At 40.8% G+C, this 17,957-nt stretch carries 17 protein-coding genes; 5 read left to right on the plus strand and 12 right to left on the minus strand.

Annotation, left to right across the window (positions count from 1 at the left end):
- Window positions 1-22: 22 nt before the first annotated feature.
- From GM920_RS09270 to GM920_RS09280, 3 genes are read right to left on the minus strand one after another with little or no spacing between them, the layout of a single operon-like run.
- Entirely contained in the window at window positions 23-640 is a 618-nt protein-coding gene (locus tag GM920_RS09270) for an HAD hydrolase-like protein (protein ID WP_182956128.1), read from the minus strand.
- A 12-nt stretch (window positions 641-652) separates the two neighbouring features.
- Window positions 653-1,150 carry an ATP-grasp domain-containing protein gene (locus GM920_RS09275; RefSeq protein ID WP_182956129.1) on the minus strand — a complete coding sequence of 166 codons (498 nt, stop codon included), beginning with the start codon at window positions 1,148-1,150 and terminating at the stop codon, window positions 653-655.
- 9 nt (window positions 1,151-1,159) lie between these two features.
- Window positions 1,160-1,810, minus strand: a complete 651-nt coding sequence (locus GM920_RS09280) for an ABC transporter ATP-binding protein (protein ID WP_182956132.1) — start codon at window positions 1,808-1,810, stop codon at window positions 1,160-1,162.
- Window positions 1,811-1,875: 65 nt separating this feature from the next.
- Here GM920_RS09280 and sucC point away from each other — a divergent pair, with 65 nt between their 5' ends.
- Entirely contained in the window at window positions 1,876-3,066 is a 1,191-nt protein-coding gene (gene sucC / locus GM920_RS09285) for an ADP-forming succinate--CoA ligase subunit beta (protein WP_182956134.1), read from the plus strand.
- Between the two features lie 429 nt (window positions 3,067-3,495).
- Here the strand turns inward: sucC and GM920_RS23925 are convergent, their stop codons facing one another.
- Window positions 3,496-4,830: an ATP-binding protein gene (locus GM920_RS23925; RefSeq protein ID WP_182956137.1), complete on the minus strand. Its 1,335-nt coding sequence runs from the start codon at window positions 4,828-4,830 to the stop codon at window positions 3,496-3,498.
- 109 nt (window positions 4,831-4,939) lie between these two features.
- On the opposite strand from GM920_RS23925, the gene asnS reads away from it, so the two are divergent.
- Window positions 4,940-6,388 carry an asparagine--tRNA ligase gene (gene asnS / locus GM920_RS09295; RefSeq protein ID WP_202986075.1) on the plus strand — a complete coding sequence of 483 codons (1,449 nt, stop codon included), beginning with the start codon at window positions 4,940-4,942 and terminating at the stop codon, window positions 6,386-6,388.
- 87 nt (window positions 6,389-6,475) lie between these two features.
- On the opposite strand, the gene GM920_RS09300 is transcribed toward asnS, so the two are convergent.
- Complete coding sequence (locus GM920_RS09300; protein ID WP_182956140.1) at window positions 6,476-8,140, minus strand: FMN-binding glutamate synthase family protein; 1,665 nt, start codon at window positions 8,138-8,140, stop codon at window positions 6,476-6,478.
- Window positions 8,141-8,217: 77 nt separating this feature from the next.
- On the opposite strand from GM920_RS09300, the gene GM920_RS09305 reads away from it, so the two are divergent.
- Together GM920_RS09305 and nhaA are read left to right on the plus strand one after the other, a co-directional pair.
- The gene (locus tag GM920_RS09305) at window positions 8,218-8,838 is read left to right on the plus strand and encodes an L-threonylcarbamoyladenylate synthase (protein ID WP_182956142.1); all 621 of its coding nucleotides are present in this window, start codon (window positions 8,218-8,220) and stop codon (window positions 8,836-8,838) included.
- 39 nt (window positions 8,839-8,877) lie between these two features.
- The gene (nhaA, locus tag GM920_RS09310; RefSeq protein WP_182956145.1) at window positions 8,878-10,059 is read left to right on the plus strand and encodes a Na+/H+ antiporter NhaA; all 1,182 of its coding nucleotides are present in this window, start codon (window positions 8,878-8,880) and stop codon (window positions 10,057-10,059) included.
- Here nhaA and trpA read toward each other — a convergent pair.
- From trpA to recR, 7 genes are all read right to left on the minus strand, one after another.
- Complete coding sequence (gene trpA / locus GM920_RS09315; protein WP_182956148.1) at window positions 10,049-10,816, minus strand: tryptophan synthase subunit alpha; 768 nt, start codon at window positions 10,814-10,816, stop codon at window positions 10,049-10,051. The two genes, nhaA and trpA, sit on opposite strands and share 11 nt — an antisense overlap.
- Window positions 10,817-10,824: 8 nt before the next feature.
- Window positions 10,825-12,006, minus strand: coding sequence for a tryptophan synthase subunit beta (gene trpB, locus GM920_RS09320; RefSeq protein WP_182956151.1), 1,182 nt, complete (start codon window positions 12,004-12,006; stop codon window positions 10,825-10,827).
- A 153-nt stretch (window positions 12,007-12,159) separates the two neighbouring features.
- On the minus strand, window positions 12,160-12,807 hold the full coding sequence (locus GM920_RS09325) for a phosphoribosylanthranilate isomerase (protein ID WP_182956153.1): 648 nt from the start codon (window positions 12,805-12,807) through the stop codon (window positions 12,160-12,162).
- The gene (gene trpD / locus GM920_RS09330; protein ID WP_182956155.1) at window positions 12,800-13,792 is read right to left on the minus strand and encodes an anthranilate phosphoribosyltransferase; all 993 of its coding nucleotides are present in this window, start codon (window positions 13,790-13,792) and stop codon (window positions 12,800-12,802) included. Before trpD ends, GM920_RS09325 begins: the two co-directional genes overlap by 8 nt.
- A 279-nt stretch (window positions 13,793-14,071) precedes the next feature.
- Complete coding sequence (locus GM920_RS09335; protein ID WP_182956157.1) at window positions 14,072-14,914, minus strand: alpha/beta hydrolase; 843 nt, start codon at window positions 14,912-14,914, stop codon at window positions 14,072-14,074.
- A 7-nt stretch (window positions 14,915-14,921) separates the two neighbouring features.
- Window positions 14,922-15,737 carry an SDR family oxidoreductase gene (locus GM920_RS09340; RefSeq protein WP_182956160.1) on the minus strand — a complete coding sequence of 272 codons (816 nt, stop codon included), beginning with the start codon at window positions 15,735-15,737 and terminating at the stop codon, window positions 14,922-14,924.
- A gap of 5 nt (window positions 15,738-15,742) precedes the next feature.
- The gene (recR, locus tag GM920_RS09345; protein WP_182956163.1) at window positions 15,743-16,360 is read right to left on the minus strand and encodes a recombination mediator RecR; all 618 of its coding nucleotides are present in this window, start codon (window positions 16,358-16,360) and stop codon (window positions 15,743-15,745) included.
- A 78-nt stretch (window positions 16,361-16,438) separates the two neighbouring features.
- On the opposite strand from recR, the gene GM920_RS09350 reads away from it, so the two are divergent.
- Window positions 16,439-17,947, plus strand: coding sequence for a sodium:solute symporter (locus tag GM920_RS09350; RefSeq protein WP_182956166.1), 1,509 nt, complete (start codon window positions 16,439-16,441; stop codon window positions 17,945-17,947).
- Window positions 17,948-17,957 lie beyond the last annotated feature (10 nt).

A 17,957-nucleotide genomic window follows, 5' to 3' on the forward strand; every position in this document is an offset into this window, starting at 1 on the left:
GTGATTCTCAACACCTTTCTAATTATTTTTCTCCCAATATAGCTTCTATAGGTAAGTATTCAATTTTTGCATTTACTGCACATTCCTGATCTGCAGCTTTAGCACCGATCATCACTACCTGTGTTGGGGTCAATTTATGACGTTCCAGGATCATTTCTATCCCTTTTGTACTCGGCTTAGGTTCCGATTCCTCAGAAAAATAAACGATCAGGTTCTTTTCTAAACCATTCCATTCTACCTGTCTGATTTTATTCAATTGCATGATGGCATCACCATCTACAAATAAGAACACTTGTTTTCCTGCGGCAACGATTTCCTGCATGAAAGTAAGCGCTTTATTATAAATCAGCAATTTCAATGGCAGTTTTGCATTTTGCATGACCAGATCGAAGTTAAGCTTATACTTTTCTGGGATCTTGAACTCCGCAGCCGTTTTTTCAAATAAGTTTTCCGGGCCTTCAGCCAGGTATTGCTCCTGCATATATTTTACAATATCCGAGGCATTTAATTGTTCGCCGTATTCAATAAACTGTGCGAACAGATAGTAAACTTGTAATAAATAATCTTTTTCAGGATAAATGACATTGTCTAATTCAAAAACGAATGCTTGTTTGTCTTTTAATAATTGCTCAGGCATCATGAGGTAAAATGATTAGGAATTGATGGTAAATAAAACTGGAATTAGTCCCTCAGGGCTATCAACGGTATAAAAAACACCATTCAAATTTTCTTTAAGGCCCAGTTCTTTTTGTGCTTCGGTCGCATTTTCAGGGAATTGCAATACGCCATCCTGATAAAGCGCCCAATCCCCGGATTGCTTTATTGTATTTAGATATTTAGGTAGCTCAGCTGGTGCTGGAAGTAAGACTTTAATGCCAAACTCTTCGAACAAGACCATAGATTTAGCGACTGCCTCGATTTCAAAATCGTGTAATGGCAAGAGTACTTCTATATTTTCATCCAGGCAATTGTTCAGTAAAGTATGCGCCGTAGTGTCGTCATTCCGCTTGCCTAAAGCATGCATTTGATAAGCTGCAGAAGAAAATGCGGGCATATCTCCGTAATCCGCAAGCAATATATGTTGGTTGGCAAAAGCTTTCAGCAGCTTCAATGCTGAGGCAGATTTACCTCCTGTAATTAATGTTCTCAAAATATAATATTATATGATTAATCCGTCTTTCATGGTGACTACCCGGTCGGAGATTTCTGCTAAATCTTCATTATGGGTCACGATGACGAAGGTTTGTTTAAAATTATCGCGCAGGGTGATAAAGAATTCATGTAAAGCGTTGGCATTGGCCGAGTCCAGGTTTCCGGAAGGCTCATCCGCCAGGATGATGGCAGGATGATTCACCAGTGCTCTTGCTACTGCAATCCGCTGCTGCTCTCCACCCGACAATTCATTGGGTTTATGGGTAGCACGGTCCTTTAATCCTAAGAGTTCCAAAAGCTCCATTGCACGGTGCTCCGCCTCCTTTTTACTCGTTTTAGCGATAAATGCGGGAATACAAATGTTTTCTAAAGCGCTAAACTCAGGTAACAGGTGGTGGAACTGAAAAACAAAGCCAATATTTTTGTTACGAAATACACTAAGTAGTTCTCCGGAGAGCTGATTTACTTTGGCTCCGTTTAATTCTACGGTTCCTTGATCTGGCTTGTCTAAAGTACCTAAAATGTGCAGCAACGTACTTTTACCTGCACCAGAAGCGCCGATAATGCTGACAATTTCACCCTTTTCCACCTCAAAATCTACCCCTTTCAGGATGGGTAAATTTCCATAAGCTTTCTTTATACCTGTTGCTTTTAGCATAAATGCAAACTTACTGTTTTTAAAACCAATCTGAAATTGTAGATTTGGACAAATTTTTTCAGCAAATGAATATCCACGAATATCAAGGTAAAGAAATACTTAAAAGTTTTGGTGTAGCCGTACAAGAAGGCATCGTTGCCCATACGGTTGAGCAGGCTGTAGAAGCGGCTAAAAAAATGAAAACCGACTACAATTCTGATTGGGTTGTGATTAAAGCACAAATCCATGCAGGCGGAAGAGGTAAAGGCGGTGGCGTAAAGCTGGCGAAAAACCTGGAAGAAGTTCAACAAAGAGCGACCGACATTTTAGGTATGCAATTGGTAACTCCTCAAACTGGCCCGGAAGGAAAGAAAGTTAACAAAATTTTAGTGGCACAGGATGTTTATTATCCTGGAGCGTCTGAAACTAAAGAGTTCTATGTGAGCGTGCTTTTAAACCGTTCAACTGGAACTAACATCATTATGTATTCTACCGAAGGTGGAATGGATATTGAAGAAGTTGCAGAAAAGACACCTCATCTAATATTCAAAGAAGAGATTGACCCTAAAGTTGGTCTTCAAGGATTCCAGGCTCGTAAAATTGCCTTCAATCTAGGATTAAGTGGTGCAGCTTTCAAAGACATGGTGAAATTTATCACTGCGCTTTACAAAGCATATGACAGCACTGACTCTGCGATGTTTGAAATCAACCCGGTATTGAAAACTTCTGATGACAAAATCATCGCTGTTGATGCTAAAGTTGACTTAGATGAGAACGCATTGTTCCGTCACCCTGATTATGCAGCAATGCGTGATAAATTGGAAGAAGATCCAACAGATGTGGAAGCAAGTGAGTCTAACTTAAACTATGTGAAATTAGATGGTAACGTTGGCTGTATGGTTAACGGTGCTGGTTTAGCAATGGCGACCATGGACATCATCAAAATCGCAGGTGGTGAGCCAGCTAACTTCCTGGACGTAGGTGGAACTGCAAACGCACAAACTGTAAAAGCAGGTTTCAACATTATCCTTAAGGACCCTAATGTGAAAGCTATTTTGATTAACATCTTTGGTGGTATCGTTCGTTGCGACCGTGTAGCTCAAGGTGTAATCGATGCTTACAAAGAAATTGGTGATATTCCTGTTCCAATTATCTGTCGTTTACAAGGTACTAATGCCGCTGAAGCGAAACAGTTAATTGATGAGTCAGGATTAAAAGTATATTCTGCAATCGCATTGAAAGATGCTGCAGATTTAGTAACTAAAGTATTGGCATAAGCACCAGTCTTTTTTCTAAAACTCACAAAGAGGTCAATTGTTCATTCAATTGGCCTCTTTTTTTATGGAAAAATCCCTAAAAACACAAAAGCGGCCTACAGTCATCCAACTGTAGGCCGCTTTAACCAAATATAAATTAAACGAGCTGACACAAATATAGAATTTAAAGACACAATTCACAATTTATTTTAAAATAAATACCCATAAATCGTATTATCAATAAAAAATAAACAAAAAATCATAATAAAACAGACAACTAAAGGTGAGAATCTACAAAAACATAAAAATAAACTTATTAAAAATCAATTTTTAAACACAAATACCAAAATAAACTCAAAATAATCCATACAAATTCAGAAAACACCAATAAAAACAAAGTTAAATTCAATTTAAAGGCGTTAAAAACTAATAATCACTAAAAAATAAGCACTAAACAGCCTCCAATTTCAAGGAAACGTAAAAAATAGAACCCTTATTAACTTCAGTTTCGAACCAGATACGTCCTTGTTGTTTTTCGGTAAACTCCTTACATAAGAGTAAACCAAGCCCGATCCCTTTTTCATTATTTGTACCATAAGTAGCGGAGGCATTGAGCTGGAACAGGCGTTCCTGCTTTTCAGGCGTAATCCCGATCCCTGTATCAGAAATTAGGATCAAACCATCTCCCGCACGATAACGGGTAGAAATAATCACTTCTCCCCCCTTGGGCGTAAATTTGATGGCATTAGACACCAGGTTTCTAATCACCAGTTGTAACATATCATGATCGGCCATTACATAGAGCTGCCCTGCAGTTAGCATCCGCAATCGCACTCCTTTCTTAACAGCGATCGTATGTTCAATTTTTAACCAGCCCTGAAGGGCTTCATTCACATCCAGAGCACTAAGTCGTACATTACTTCCTTTGAGCTGCGTCTTAGACCAGGACAACAGGTTCATGAGCATCTCCGAAGTATCTCTGGTAATTTGCAACAACTGCCCCTCTATCAACTGTTTCTCCTCTTCCTCCAAACCAATTGAATTTAGAATTTCCAGATAGCCTTGAATAGAGCTTAAAGGCATCCTCACATCGTGTGCTACAATAGACAGCAACCGATCCTTTTCCCTGTTCAAATATTCAAGCTCTGCCTTTTGCAGTAAAATTTCATCTTTTTGCGCTTCAATCTCCCGGTTTCGTTGCTCAACAGAAAGGCGCTCATGGTCATAATTTCTGCGCATATAGCGTATCGACAGGAAGATTAAAATGGTGGAGACGATATAGGTTACTGCAAAATCTATGGTTTTTACTAAGGAGTTAAGGTATAGGATGGGTGCCAGCGTTGGCCAATAATACTCGATCATCAACACAGACAATACCACCAGCATATTGATCGGTACCCAAAACTTATATTGTGTTTTTGGGATGATGGTAATGATGATAAAAAATGAAAGGGTAAAAAGCAGCAGATTGGGCCCAAAAATCCCTGAATTGTAAAAGTAACAGTAGATAAAAGTCAGGTTACTGGCGATACAGAATAAAGTAATGGCGATGGAAGATTTCCGTTTTACTTTAGAAAGGTGGTATAGTCCGGCAATAAAGACCATACAGACACAGCACAGCCAGGCCAATTCTTCGAAACCCATAAGATAATTATAGGGGGCTTCAATCAGCATGGCAAAAAACGCAAAAATACAGATGGTATTAAAAATGCGTTCTTCTAAAGAGAACTCCATTATTTCCCCAATGGCATTTTGCCAGAAATACTTTTTATGATTTGATTGCACGTTAATTAGGATTGAGATGTCGCTGCGCAAACTTAATATAATAAGAACCATAAAAAAAATCTGATTTATTGATTAAATCCTTATTTTTGAACCTCTCCACAATAAAATCATGATCAAAAGAGAAAAAGTAAAAAGCCTGTTAGAGACAGAGCAGTTCGACAGAGAAGTAACAGTGATGGGTTGGGTGCGTACTTTCCGCAACAATCAGTTTATTGCTATCAATGATGGTTCCTGCATGGGAAACATCCAGATTGTTGTTGACTTTAATAATACCCCTGAAGATTTATTGAAACGCATCACTACAGGCGCTGCTATTGCGGTGACTGGTACGATCGTAGAATCTGTTGGTAAAGGTCAGAGAGTTGACATCAAAGCGAATACTATTGAAATATTAGGAGATAGTGATCCGGAAAAATTCCCATTACAACCTAAGAAACATAGTTTAGAGTTTTTAAGAGAAATCGCTCATTTACGTTTCCGTACCAATACTTTCAATGCGGTTTTCAAATTGCGTCATGCTTTAGCTTTTGCGATTCATCAGTTTTACAATGAAAGAGGGTTTACTTATATGCATACCCCGATCATTACGGCTTCTGATGCAGAAGGTGCTGGTGAAATGTTTAAAGTAACCACTTTAGATTTAGACAATCCTCCAAAAACAGAAGATGGTAAAGTAGATTTCTCTCAGGATTTCTTTGCCCGTGCCACTAACCTTACCGTTTCCGGACAGTTAGAAGGTGAGCTTGCAGCTATGGCTTTTGGACAAATTTATACTTTCGGCCCTACATTCAGAGCTGAAAACTCAAACACCACCCGTCACCTTGCAGAATTTTGGATGATTGAGCCAGAGGTTGCTTTTGCAGACCTGGAAGACAACATGCAATTGGCAGAGGACATGATGAAGTATGTGATCAAATATGCTTTAGACAACTGTAAAGAAGAAATCGACTTCTTAAACAACCGTTTACTGGAAGAAGAGAAAACTAAACCTCAGAATGAGCGCAGTGAATTGTCGCTGATTGACAAGTTGAACTTCTGTTTAGACAATGATTTCGAGCGTTTAACTTATACAGAAGCAATTGCGATCTTAAGATCTTCAAAACCTAATCAAAAGAAACAATTCAAATATCTTATTGATGAGTGGGGAGCAGATTTACAATCAGAGCATGAGCGTTACCTGGTAGAGAAACATTTCAAAAAACCGGTGATCTTAACGGATTACCCGGCAGATATTAAATCTTTCTATATGCGTCAGAATGAGCCGGATGCTCAAGGTAGAAAAACGGTGGCTGCGATGGACATCCTTTTCCCTGGTATCGGTGAAATGATTGGTGGTTCTCAAAGAGAGGAACGCTTAGATAAACTGACACAAAGAATGGATGAGTTAAACATCCCTCAGGAAGAACTTTGGTGGTTCTTAGACACCAGACGTTTTGGATCAGCACCACACTCCGGTTTCGGATTAGGTTTCGAAAGACTGGTACTTTTTGTGAGTGGCATGACCAACATCAGAGACGTGATTGCTTTCCCTCGTTTCCCTAGAAACGCAGAGTTTTAAGCTTCAAAGCGATAAATGAAGAAGGCCAGGATTTTTAACGATCCTGGCCTTTTCTATTTATTTTCAATTGAGTTGTTGTTTAGCGAATTAGCTTTGTGCAGCTGGAGGAAGGCTGTCATTGAAAGAATTTGCATGCGCATAATCTACCAGAGACACCTTATAATCCGTTGGGTTAAAACTACTGGAGGTGCTTAGCGCCATCCCCAATTCAAAGCGTAAGGGGTAAGGTGTTTTTAGCAAACTTCCTTCCGGGATATAGGGAAAAGTCTCCATATAAGACTGCATCACATTTGGCGCAATCCTTCTATTGATATAAGCTCTGGTTAATTGATAAGGATGGTGCAATCCTGCCGCTCCAAGCAGCTCTACAGCACTACCTATCGTCAGCTTATGGAAATTATGAACCCTCACTTTTTTATCCTCTACCACCAAGCCTTTCATTAAACTCGGATCCTGAGTGGCCACACCTGTCGGGCAGGTATTGCTATTACATTCCAAAGCTTGAATACACCCTAAGGCAAACATCATTCCCCTTGCGGAGTTACACAAATCTGCGCCTAATGCGATGTTCTTGACCAGGTCAAAGCCCGAAGCTACTTTTCCAGAAGCGATGATTTTAATGTGTTGTTTTAAATCAAATCCGGTCAGCACATCATAGACAAAAGCAATACCTTCTCTCAGCGGCATACCTACAGCGTTTGAAAATTCCTGTGGTGCGGCACCGGTACCACCTTCTCCCCCATCTACGGTGATAAAATCAACGTAGATACCGGTTTCGGACATGGCTTTACAGATGGCAAAGAACTCACTTCTTCTGCCAATACAAAGTTTGAAACCGATGGGTTTCCCTCCAGACAGGTCTCTTAATTTCTGGACAAAAGCCACCATTTCCAGCGGCGTCTTGAAGGCGGAATGGGCAGGTGGAGAGATCACATCAAAGCCTTCTTTTACCAATCTTATTCTGGCAATTTCCGGTGTGACCTTCTTTGCGGGTAAAATCCCCCCATGGCCAGGCTTTGCCCCCTGAGAAAGCTTGATCTCAATCATTTTCACTTGTGATGATTGCGCTTTTTCACCAAAGGCTTCAAAATTAAAAGTACCATCATGATGGCGGCAGCCGAAATAACCGGTACCAATCTGCCAAATCAAATCCCCACCAGGATTGGCATGGTAATCACTGATCCCACCTTCTCCGGTATTGTGAGCGAAGTTGCCGAGTTTTGCACCTCCGTTTAAAGCTAAAATGGCATTTTGACTCAGGGAGCCAAAACTCATTGCAGAAATATTATAGATGCTCGCAGAATAAGGTTGTCGGCATTCCGGGCCGCCAACCAATACCCTTGGGTCTTCATTTAATTCGGTATGACTGATTGCTGCGATACTATGACTCAGCCATTCATATCCGTTTTCATAGACATCCAGCTGGGTTCCAAAAGGAATCGTGTCATTTTCTCGTTTTGCACGCTGGTAGATCAGGGAGCGGTTTAACCTGCTGAAAGGTTTCCCATTGGTATCACTTTCTACAAAGTACTGGTATACTTTTGGGCGGAGGTCTTCCGCCAGGTACCTCAACCTGCCCACTACCGGATAGTTTCTTACAATACTGTGTTTGGGTTGATACAGATCATAAATCCCAAGCAGGATGATTGGACCGATAAAAATAAATGCCCAATAAAACGGTGGCCAGGCGAAGCTGATCATCAACGTCGCAGCCACCAAAAATGCAGCAATTGCAATAAAAGCTTTTCTCATAAAAGATAAATTAATGAAAACATACCAATACAACAACAATAACACAAATTCGGTACAAAGATTGTGTAAATTTACGCATGCTAGTAAAAATATATCCTGAGAATCCAAATCCTAAGGCAATTGAAGAAGTTGTTGAAGTCTTGAAAAAAGGAGGCATCATCATCTATCCTACCGATACCATTTATGGATTAGGTTGTGACATCACCAACCAAAAAGCAGTAGAGAAAATATGTCGATTACGAGGCATTAAACCTGAAAAGGCCAATTTTTCTTTTATTTGCTCAGATTTGAGACACATCTCAGATTTCATCAAACCGATTGACACGACCATCTTCAGAGTACTTAAGAAGGCATTACCCGGTCCTTTCACGTTTATATTTAACGCGAATAACAATGTACCAAAACTGTTGAGTTCGAAGAAGAAGACAGTCGGCATTAGGGTTCCTGACAATGACATTGCCAGAGAAATCGTGAAATTATTAGGAAATCCGATCTTGTCTACCTCCATTAGAGACGACGACGAGGTGATTGAATACTCTACTGACCCGGAATTGATCCATGAGAAATACGAAGATACCGTAGACCTGGTGATTGATGGTGGATACGGTGACAATGAACCTTCTACAGTTGTAGATTGTACTTCCGGAGGATTTGAAATCATTCGTGAAGGAAAAGGCGATTTGGAAAGTTACCTTTAAATTGTTGCCTAACTCCCCCTTGAATCTTATCTTTAGCACATGGCGAAACTATTAAACTTACAAGCATTCAAGGATTTTTTCCGTTCCGGACAGATTGGGGGCATCATCCTCCTGATTTGTGTGGCGATCTCTTTGTTTATCGCAAACTCTTCTTTTAGTACTGGCTTTGCCAATTTACTGAGTACCGAATTGGGCATCAGCTTTGGCAGTACCAGCATATCCTATACCGTATCGGCCTGGATTAATGATGCTTTAATGGCTGTATTCTTCCTCCTGGTAGGCCTGGAGATTAAAAGAGAGCTACTGGAAGGGGAGCTGTCTTCCATGAAAAAAGCTTCTTTACCTGTTATTGCGGCATTGGGTGGAATGATTGTTCCTGCCGGGATATACTTTGCCTTCAATGCCGGATCTCCTGCTGCAAGTGGTTGGGGCATCCCAATGGCTACTGACATTGCTTTTGCATTGGCCATCATTTCTATGTTGGGTAAAAGTGTGCCTACTTCTTTAAAAGTATTTTTAGCCGCATTGGCCATTGTGGACGACCTTGGTGCCATCCTCGTGATTGCGGTGTTTTACACCAATGAAGTCCATTTTGATTACCTTTTAATGGCTGGAGGCGTACTCGCGGTCTTAGCCTTATTCAATTACCTGAACTTAAAAGCCTTATTTTTTTACCTGATTCCGGGGATATTCCTTTGGTATTTCATCCACCATTCGGGCATCCATGCGACGATTGCGGGGGTACTCCTTGCCTTTACCATCCCTTGCAACAAGACCAGTGTAGAATCTCCTTTGGAAAAACTGGAGCACCTGTTAAACGGACCGGTAAATTACTTTATCATGCCTATTTTTGCTTTGGCAAATACGAACATTACTTTTCAGAGGGAAATGTTGGGCGGCCTCGTTTCTCCATTGGGAATGGGGATTATTCTGGGGCTATTTGCCGGAAAAACAATAGGGGTAACTTTATTTTCATGGTTGGCGGTAAAGCTTAAACTGGGAACTTTACCTTCCAGATCCGGTTGGAAGCACATCATCGGATTGGGTATGCTTGCCGGAATTGGATTTACCATGTCCATTTTTATTTCCCTATTGTCATTCAGCGACGAGATGCAGGTTACGGAGGCTAAATTTGCCATCCTTTGCGCCTCTATAGTTGCTGGATTAGCAGGTTTTATTTACCTGAAATCCATCAACAAAAAGAAAGCTGTTACGGCTTAAAAGTTTTCATAAAATCTTTCACACTACCGGATACATCATCGGATTTGAGGTTCTTTACAAAAGCACTACCGATGATGGCTCCGTTGGCATACTGACAAGCTTTATCAAAGGTTTCTTTGCTACTGATTCCGAAACCGATCATGGTTGGGTTCTTTAACTTCAAGGCTGCGATTCTGGAGAAATACGCTTCTGTACCTTCAGACACCTGTAAATTTTGTCCGGTGGTGGCCGAAGAAGACAGCAGGTAGATGAAACCGTTACTTAAACTATCGATCTTTTGAATTCTTTCCGGAGCGGTTTGAGGTGTTACCAGGAAGATATTTGTTAAATCATATTGTTTAAAATCGTTGGCATAAAGCTCCTCGTATTCTGCCATTGGAAGATCGGGAACGATACAACCATCCACACCTACTTCGGCGCATGACTTGCAGAAATTAGCCACACCATATTGTAACAATGGGTTCACATAACCCATCAATAAAACCGGGATGCTTACTGTTTTACGCAGGTCTTTCAATTGCTCGAATAACAACTTAAGCGTCATACCAGCATCCAATGCGGCTTTACTACTCGCTTGGATCACTGGTCCATCAGCAACAGGGTCAGAATAAGGGAATCCGATTTCCAATAGGTCTGCACCAGATCTTTCCAGCTCTTCCGCAATGGCCACTGTATCCCCTAAGTTCGGGTAACCCGCGGTATAATAGATGGATAGTATGTTTTTTTTCTCTTGAAATAACTTATTAATTCTATTCATTGCTCTTCTTATAAACCAAAATACTTCATGTAGGTATCCATGTCTTTATCTCCCCTTCCGGACAAACAAATCACGACATTTTCGTTACCTGTAAACTTCATTTTCTCTAAATACGCCAGGGCGTGTGCACTTTCAATGGCAGGAATAATTCCTTCCAGCTGCGTCAATAACAAACCTGCTTGTAAAGCTTCATCATCCGTTACAGAAACATACTGTGCTCTTAAGGTTTTGAACAAATGTGCATGCTGAGGGCCCACGCCAGGGTAATCTAAACCTGCTGAGATGGAATATGGCTCAATCACCTGTCCATCTTCCGTTTGCATCAGGATGCTTCTACTACCATGTAATACACCTTCTTTACCTAAAGCAGTGGTTGCAGCAGAATGTCCGCTATCTACCCCTTTTCCAGCGGCTTCAATGGCGATCAGTTTCACCTTTTCATCATTGATAAAATGATAGAACATCCCCATCGCATTACTTCCACCACCTACACAAGCCAATACGTAATCAGGCTGATCATTAACCGTTTGCTCGATCAGTTGTTTTTTGGTTTCTTCAGAAATGATGGATTGAAAAGTAGCCACCATATCCGGGTAAGGATGTGGACCTACTACAGAACCGATGATGTAATGGGTATCGATTGGATTATTGATCCAGTCGCGCATAGCCTCATTGGTTGCATCTTTCAAAGTTTTACTACCAGAAGTTGCCGATACTACCTTTGCGCCCAGCATTTTCATTCTGGCCACATTGGGTGCCTGACGTTGGATGTCAATTTCGCCCATGTAAACTACACATTCCAGACCACGCAATGCACATACTGTAGCGGTAGCTACCCCATGTTGTCCTGCACCGGTTTCTGCAATGATGCGTTTTTTTCCTAAACGTTCTGCCACTAAAATCTGACCAATCGTATTGTTGATTTTATGTGCTCCGGTATGGTTCAAATCTTCTCTTTTCAGAAAGATATTTGCACCATACTTTTGAGATAAGCGTTTGGCAAGGTACAATGGCGAAGGCCTGCCTACATAGTCCTTTAACAGTTGATGAAATTCCTTTTGAAAACCCTCATCTGCAATAATTTCCAGGTATTTGGTTCTCAGTTCCTCTACATTAGGATACAACATCTCCGGGATATATGCTCCGCCAAAATCTCCAAAGTATCCCTTTTCGTTTACAAAATAGTTCATAATCTTGTTCTTATTTCTTTTATTGATCCTGATCTCATCGCCTTTATGCTGGAAGACTCCGGCTAATTGGGATGCTGATCCTGGATCATGACTGTTTTTCTCACTGTCTTTTCTAAGCCAGCTTATCTTTCGATCCGCTGCAGGCCAGACAGCCTATGTTAATTTGCTTTTAAATTCTTTCAGTTTGGAAAGGTCTTTTAATCCCGGTTCGATTTCAAACTTGCTATTTACATCGATCGCAAACAGCCTGGGATCTACAATTCCATTTAACATTTCCGCGCTTTCTAGACCAATACCGCCACTTAAAAAATACGGCGTCTCGAGGGTGTATTTACTCAATAGTTGCCAGTCGAACTGACGCCCTGAGCCCCCATGGTCTGGAGTTTGGGTATCAAACAAAAAATAATCTACCCGTCCTACGTAAGCATTAAGCTGACTAAAATCGAAATCCTCATCTACACCAAATGATTTAATCAACTGTACCTTCTGCGCCCCGCTTGTATTTAATTTTAGTTTTAACTCCTGACAGAATTCCGGGCTTTCCGCACCATGCAACTGTAGGGCATTTAAGTTGTATTTATGAACCAGGCTAAGCACCATTTCCAAGGTCTCATTCACAAAAACCCCTGTTTTCTTTATGTTTTCAGGTAAAGCGTCCAAAGTTTCCGGCAATACGGTTCCGGCATATCTTTTAGAACCTTTAAAAAAGATGAAGCCCAGATAATCAGGTTGCAAAGCAGCAACTTCCCTGATGTTCTCCGGATGTAACATCCCACATATTTTCAATTGAGGACTAGGCATTTCCGATCAGTGTTTTAAAGCATTTCAATGCATTTTTGCTAAACAAAGATTCTTCTGCTTCATAGAAACAATCGGCAAAAGATTTGGTGTCGTCTATGGTTTGTAAGGCCAAAGCGGCATTACACAAGACCACGTTATGTTGTGCATCTGTTGCTTCTCCATTTAACACATTCATGAAAATTTCTGCAGAAGATTCTACCGTATCACCACCTTTAATCAGCGATTCATCCATCTCTTCAAAACCGATATCAGCAACCTTCACTAAAGCTTCTCCTTTTTTATTGAAGATCTTATAATCGCAGGTCAAAGAGACCTCATCAAAACCATTGACTGCATGCAGAATCGTATAGTTCTTATCGGTATCCTGATATAGATAAGCGTATAGACGGGCAAGTTCCAAGCTAAACACCCCTACCAATTGGTTTTTCGGCTGTGCTGGATTACACATTGGGCCAAGCATATTGAAAAATGTTTTTACACCCAGTTCTTTACGGATTGGTGCTACTGTTTTCATCGCCGGATTAAACAATGGGGCATGAATAAAACAGATTCCAGCGGTATCCAGGTTTCTCTTTAGGGTATCCTGGTTGCTGCTGAATTGATAGCCCAGGTATTCGATTACGTTAGAAGAACCGCAGCCTGAAGACACCCCATAATTACCATGTTTTGCTACTTTATTACCGGAACCCGCAACCACGAAAGAAGCGAGTGTAGAGATGTTAAAAGTATCTTTACCATCACCACCAGTACCACAAAGATCGATCAGTTCATAATCTGAAAAGTCCAGCTTGACACATAGGTCGAGCATGGCATCTCTGAATCCTTGTAGTTCTTCAACTGTAATATTACGCATCCCGTAGGCGGTAATAAAGGCTGCAATCTGTGAAGTATTAAACTCACCTAAAGCAATAGCCGTCAATATTCTTTGTGCTTCAGCTCGGCTGAAGGTCTTATTCTCAAATAAGTGGTTTAGTATTTTCTTCATGGGGTATAAAACAAAAAGGGCTGCTTTAAAAAGCAACCCTCAAAATATTTTTATGTAAAATAAAACGTTCAAATAGGGGGTTACACTACGCTATTGCGTTGTGCCACCACCAAAGATTAAGTACGTTTGTCTGTATCATCTGAAGCAAAGATGGAATAGTTTTTAATAATTGCAAAATTTTTCTTGAAATATTAAAGTTTTATGGCTGTTTTTAGTTGAAAATCGCAAACAAAAGACAAATTATATTCTGAAAACCAAAGGGTTAAAAGGAAACCGGGATTAATTCCGGGTTACAAAATCAAGAATCTTCTGATACAGCTGGTTGCTTCCAAAAATCATCTGGCTGATCATTCCAACGTGTTTTTTGCCTTCAATTACGTGAATTGTACTGGGCACCTTTTGTTGGGTTAACTGCTTCTGGATGCGTTCCGATTGCAGTTGAATGGCCGGATAAGTTTTTCCGCCATAAAAAATTAAATGTGGATTCTTGATTTGCTGCACATAGTTTAATGGGGATGCTTTGGTCCATACTTCCGGGCTTTCGCTGAATGTGCGCAGAAAATTATAGTAGTTGTCATCGTGTTCGGCCTTGCTCAGGTACTCATTCATATCCAGACCGAAAGCATCGTTTAAAATCATCCCTTTAATTTCCCCTTTAAATCCTACAGTTTTCAGGTATTCCGGGTCTGCATTGATCAGCTCTGCCAAGTGTCCTCCGGCCGAATGTCCCATCAGAAATATCCGTTCTGGATTTCCGCCATAGGGGCTGATGTGTTTTGACACCCAGGCTACTGCTGCAGCACAATCCTGAGCCATTTGAGCATATTGCTGATCTGGCGCCAGACCATAGTTGATCATCACGGCAACGAGTCCTTTACGGGCCAGGTTCCTACCCAGCCACCAATAAGTTTCCTTCTTACCACTACTCCAGGATCCGCCATGAATAAAGACAACGACGCCCTTTTTGACGCTCGTATCTGCCGGGTAATAGATGTTCAACTGGTTGCTTACCTTGCCTTGCTCCTGACCGTAATCGATATCTTTCGCTGTCTTAATCTGGGCAGCGGAAGTAAAAACTTGTCCGACGAAAGCTAGTATCATGAGTAATAACCTGGTTTTCATTTATCTTTTATTTAATCAATGCGTTCTTCTCTTTGGTAAAGTGGTTGAATACCAAATTATCTGTCAGGCCGGGCAACAACTTATTCAACCAAACGGTTAATTTACCTTGTCCGGTCATAATCAGGGTACGTTTTCTCGCTGCGATGCCATCTACAATGCGGTTGGCAACCTCATCAGCGGTCATCATTTTACCTTCTTCCATACTCGTTTCTCCATGTGCATGGCCATCTTTTGCCAATGCGGTCACGCGGATATTTGAAGCGGTAAAACCAGGGCAAGCCACCATTACATGTACCCCTGTTTTCAATAATTCCGTTCTTAAAGCTTCCATAAATCCGTTCATGGCAAATTTGGAGGCTGAATATCCGGTTCTTCCCGGTAATCCGCGGTAACCTGCAATAGAAGATACGCCAATTACACTGCCTTTGGTTTTCAAAATCTCAGGTAAAGCATATTTTGTACAATATACGGTGCCCCAAAAGTTCACATCCATCAGGTTTTTCAATACGGAAAGATCTAAGTCATTGAATAAAGCACGCATCGATAGCCCGGCGTTATTCACCAGGATATCTATTTTACCAAAGCTAAGTAATGCTTGCGTTGTTAAGGCTTCACAATCTGCTTCTATACTGACATCAGCTTGTACCGCAACCGCGCGGATGCCATATTTACTTTCCAGGCTTGCGGTAACTTCACAAAGGGTCACATATTGTCTGGCGGCAAGCACCAGATTTGCGCCACGTTTTGCAAATTCTTCGGCACAAGCCTTTCCTATACCAGAAGATGCACCGGTAATGATGACTACTTTATTCTTAAAATCCATGCTGATTATCTGATTAATGAGTTTTCGTAAGGTACTCTGGTAATGATAGAGCGACCGAGTGTGATTTCGTCTGCATATTCCAATTCGCCACCAAAAGCGATTCCACGAGCAATGGTGGTGACCGGGATTTGAAAATCTTTAAGGCGTTTATAAAGGTAGAACAGCGTGGTATCTCCTTCCATTGTTGCGCTCAATGCTAAAATTATTTCCTTAACCGGGCTTGTGGCCACACGTTGCACTAAAGAATCGATAAAAAGATCTGCCGGGCCTACACCATCCATTGGGGAGATTAATCCGCCCAATACATGATAAACCCCAAAATATTGGGAGGTATTTTCTACCGCCATCACATCTCTGGTATCTTCTACCACACAAATCACTTCTTTATCGCGTTTGTTGGCCGTACAGATTTCGCAATGCAAATGATCTGAAATATTATGGCAAACTGCGCAATGTTTGATCTCTTGTCTGAGCTTGATGATGGCATTTCCGAAGTTCGAAACTTCTTCCTGTTCTTTGTTCAACAGGTGTAACACCAATCGCAATGCGGTCTTTTGTCCGACTCCAGGTAACTTTGCAAATTCGTTGACAGCGTCTTCAAGAAGTTTGGATGAAAAGTTCATTTTACAAATTTATATTTATCTTCCGTTATTTGATTTTTAAAATTTGATTTTCTTACATTTAGCTGCTAAAAACATACTATGAGCCCAGCTATACTTTTGTCTTTTTTGATTGGTTACTTCCTGCTATTGATCGTCATTGCCTTTGCTACTTCCAAAAAATCATCAGACAATGCCACTTTTTTCATTGCGAATAGAAATTCAAAATGGTACCTGGTTGCTTTTGGAATGATTGGTACCGCCTTATCTGGTGTTACTTTTATTTCCGTTCCCGGAGAAGTTGGCGCTCCTGCTGGCAATCAATTTCAATATTTTCAATTTGTATTGGGAAATGCGGTTGGCTTTATCATAATTGCTACGGTATTGCTCCCGCTCTATTATCGGATGCAGCTGACTTCCATTTATAGCTATATTGAAAAGCGCTTAGGTTTTTACAGTTATAAGACTGCAGCATCCATCTTTTTGATCAGCAGAACGATCGGCTCAGCTTTCCGTTTATACCTGGTGGTGATCGTGTTACAGCGTTTTATATTTGACAGTTATGGCGTTCCTTTTTGGGTAACGGTATTGATTTCTCTAGGTTTAATCTGGTCTTATACTTTTAAAGGTGGCTTAAAAACCATCATCATCACCGATACACTACAAACGTTTTTCCTGGTATTATCGGTCTTTCTGACCTTATATTTTATTTGCAGCAGTCTGAATATGGATATCCCTCAGGCTTTTGAGGCCATTAAAACGAGTGGTTATGCTAAGATTTTCTTTTACGAGGACTTTATGACGAATGGTTTCCATTTCAGTAAGCAGTTTATTGGAGGGATGTTTGTGACCATTGCGATGACAGGTTTGGATCAAGATTTGATGCAAAAAAACCTGAGTATGAAAACCATTGGCGAAGCACAGAAAAACATGTTTACTTTCACAGGAATATTTGTGATTTTGAACATCTTTTTCCTAAGTGTAGGCGCTTTATTGTATATCTACGCGGCTAAGAACGGGATCGAGATCCCATTGGATCATGTGACAGGAAAACCGAGAACGGATTTTCTTTTCCCGGAGATTGCCTTGAATCATTTGAGTGTGGTGCCTGCTATTGTGTTCATGTTGGGCTTAACTGCGGCAACTTTTGCCACCACAGATTCTGCATTGACGGCACTCACCACTTCCTTCTGTGTAGATTTTCTGCATATGGATAAAGAGAAAAATGCGAAAGCCGAAGGCGCGGTAAGGAAAAGACATCTGGTACACGTTGCATTTTCATTATTAATGTTCGTGGTGATCATTGTTTTCAATACTTTAAATGATGAATCTGTCGTTAAGGGTATCTTTAAAGTAGCCTCCTATACCTACGGACCATTGCTAGGTTTATACAGTTTTGGTCTTTTCATGAAGAAAAGAGGACTTCATGATAAATTAGTACCTTTAGTATGTATCCTGTCGCCAGCGATATGCTACCTGCTCAATGCCAATTCCGCTACTTTACTTGGCGGTTATACATTTAGCGTAGAACTGATCCTGGTGAACGGATTGATCACCTTTATTGGACTGTTGCTGATCAGTAAAAAAACAGCGTTAGAAACCAGATTTTAAGAACTAAATA

The organism is Pedobacter gandavensis (assembly GCF_014172405.1).
GTDB lineage: Bacteria > Bacteroidota > Bacteroidia > Sphingobacteriales > Sphingobacteriaceae > Pedobacter > Pedobacter gandavensis.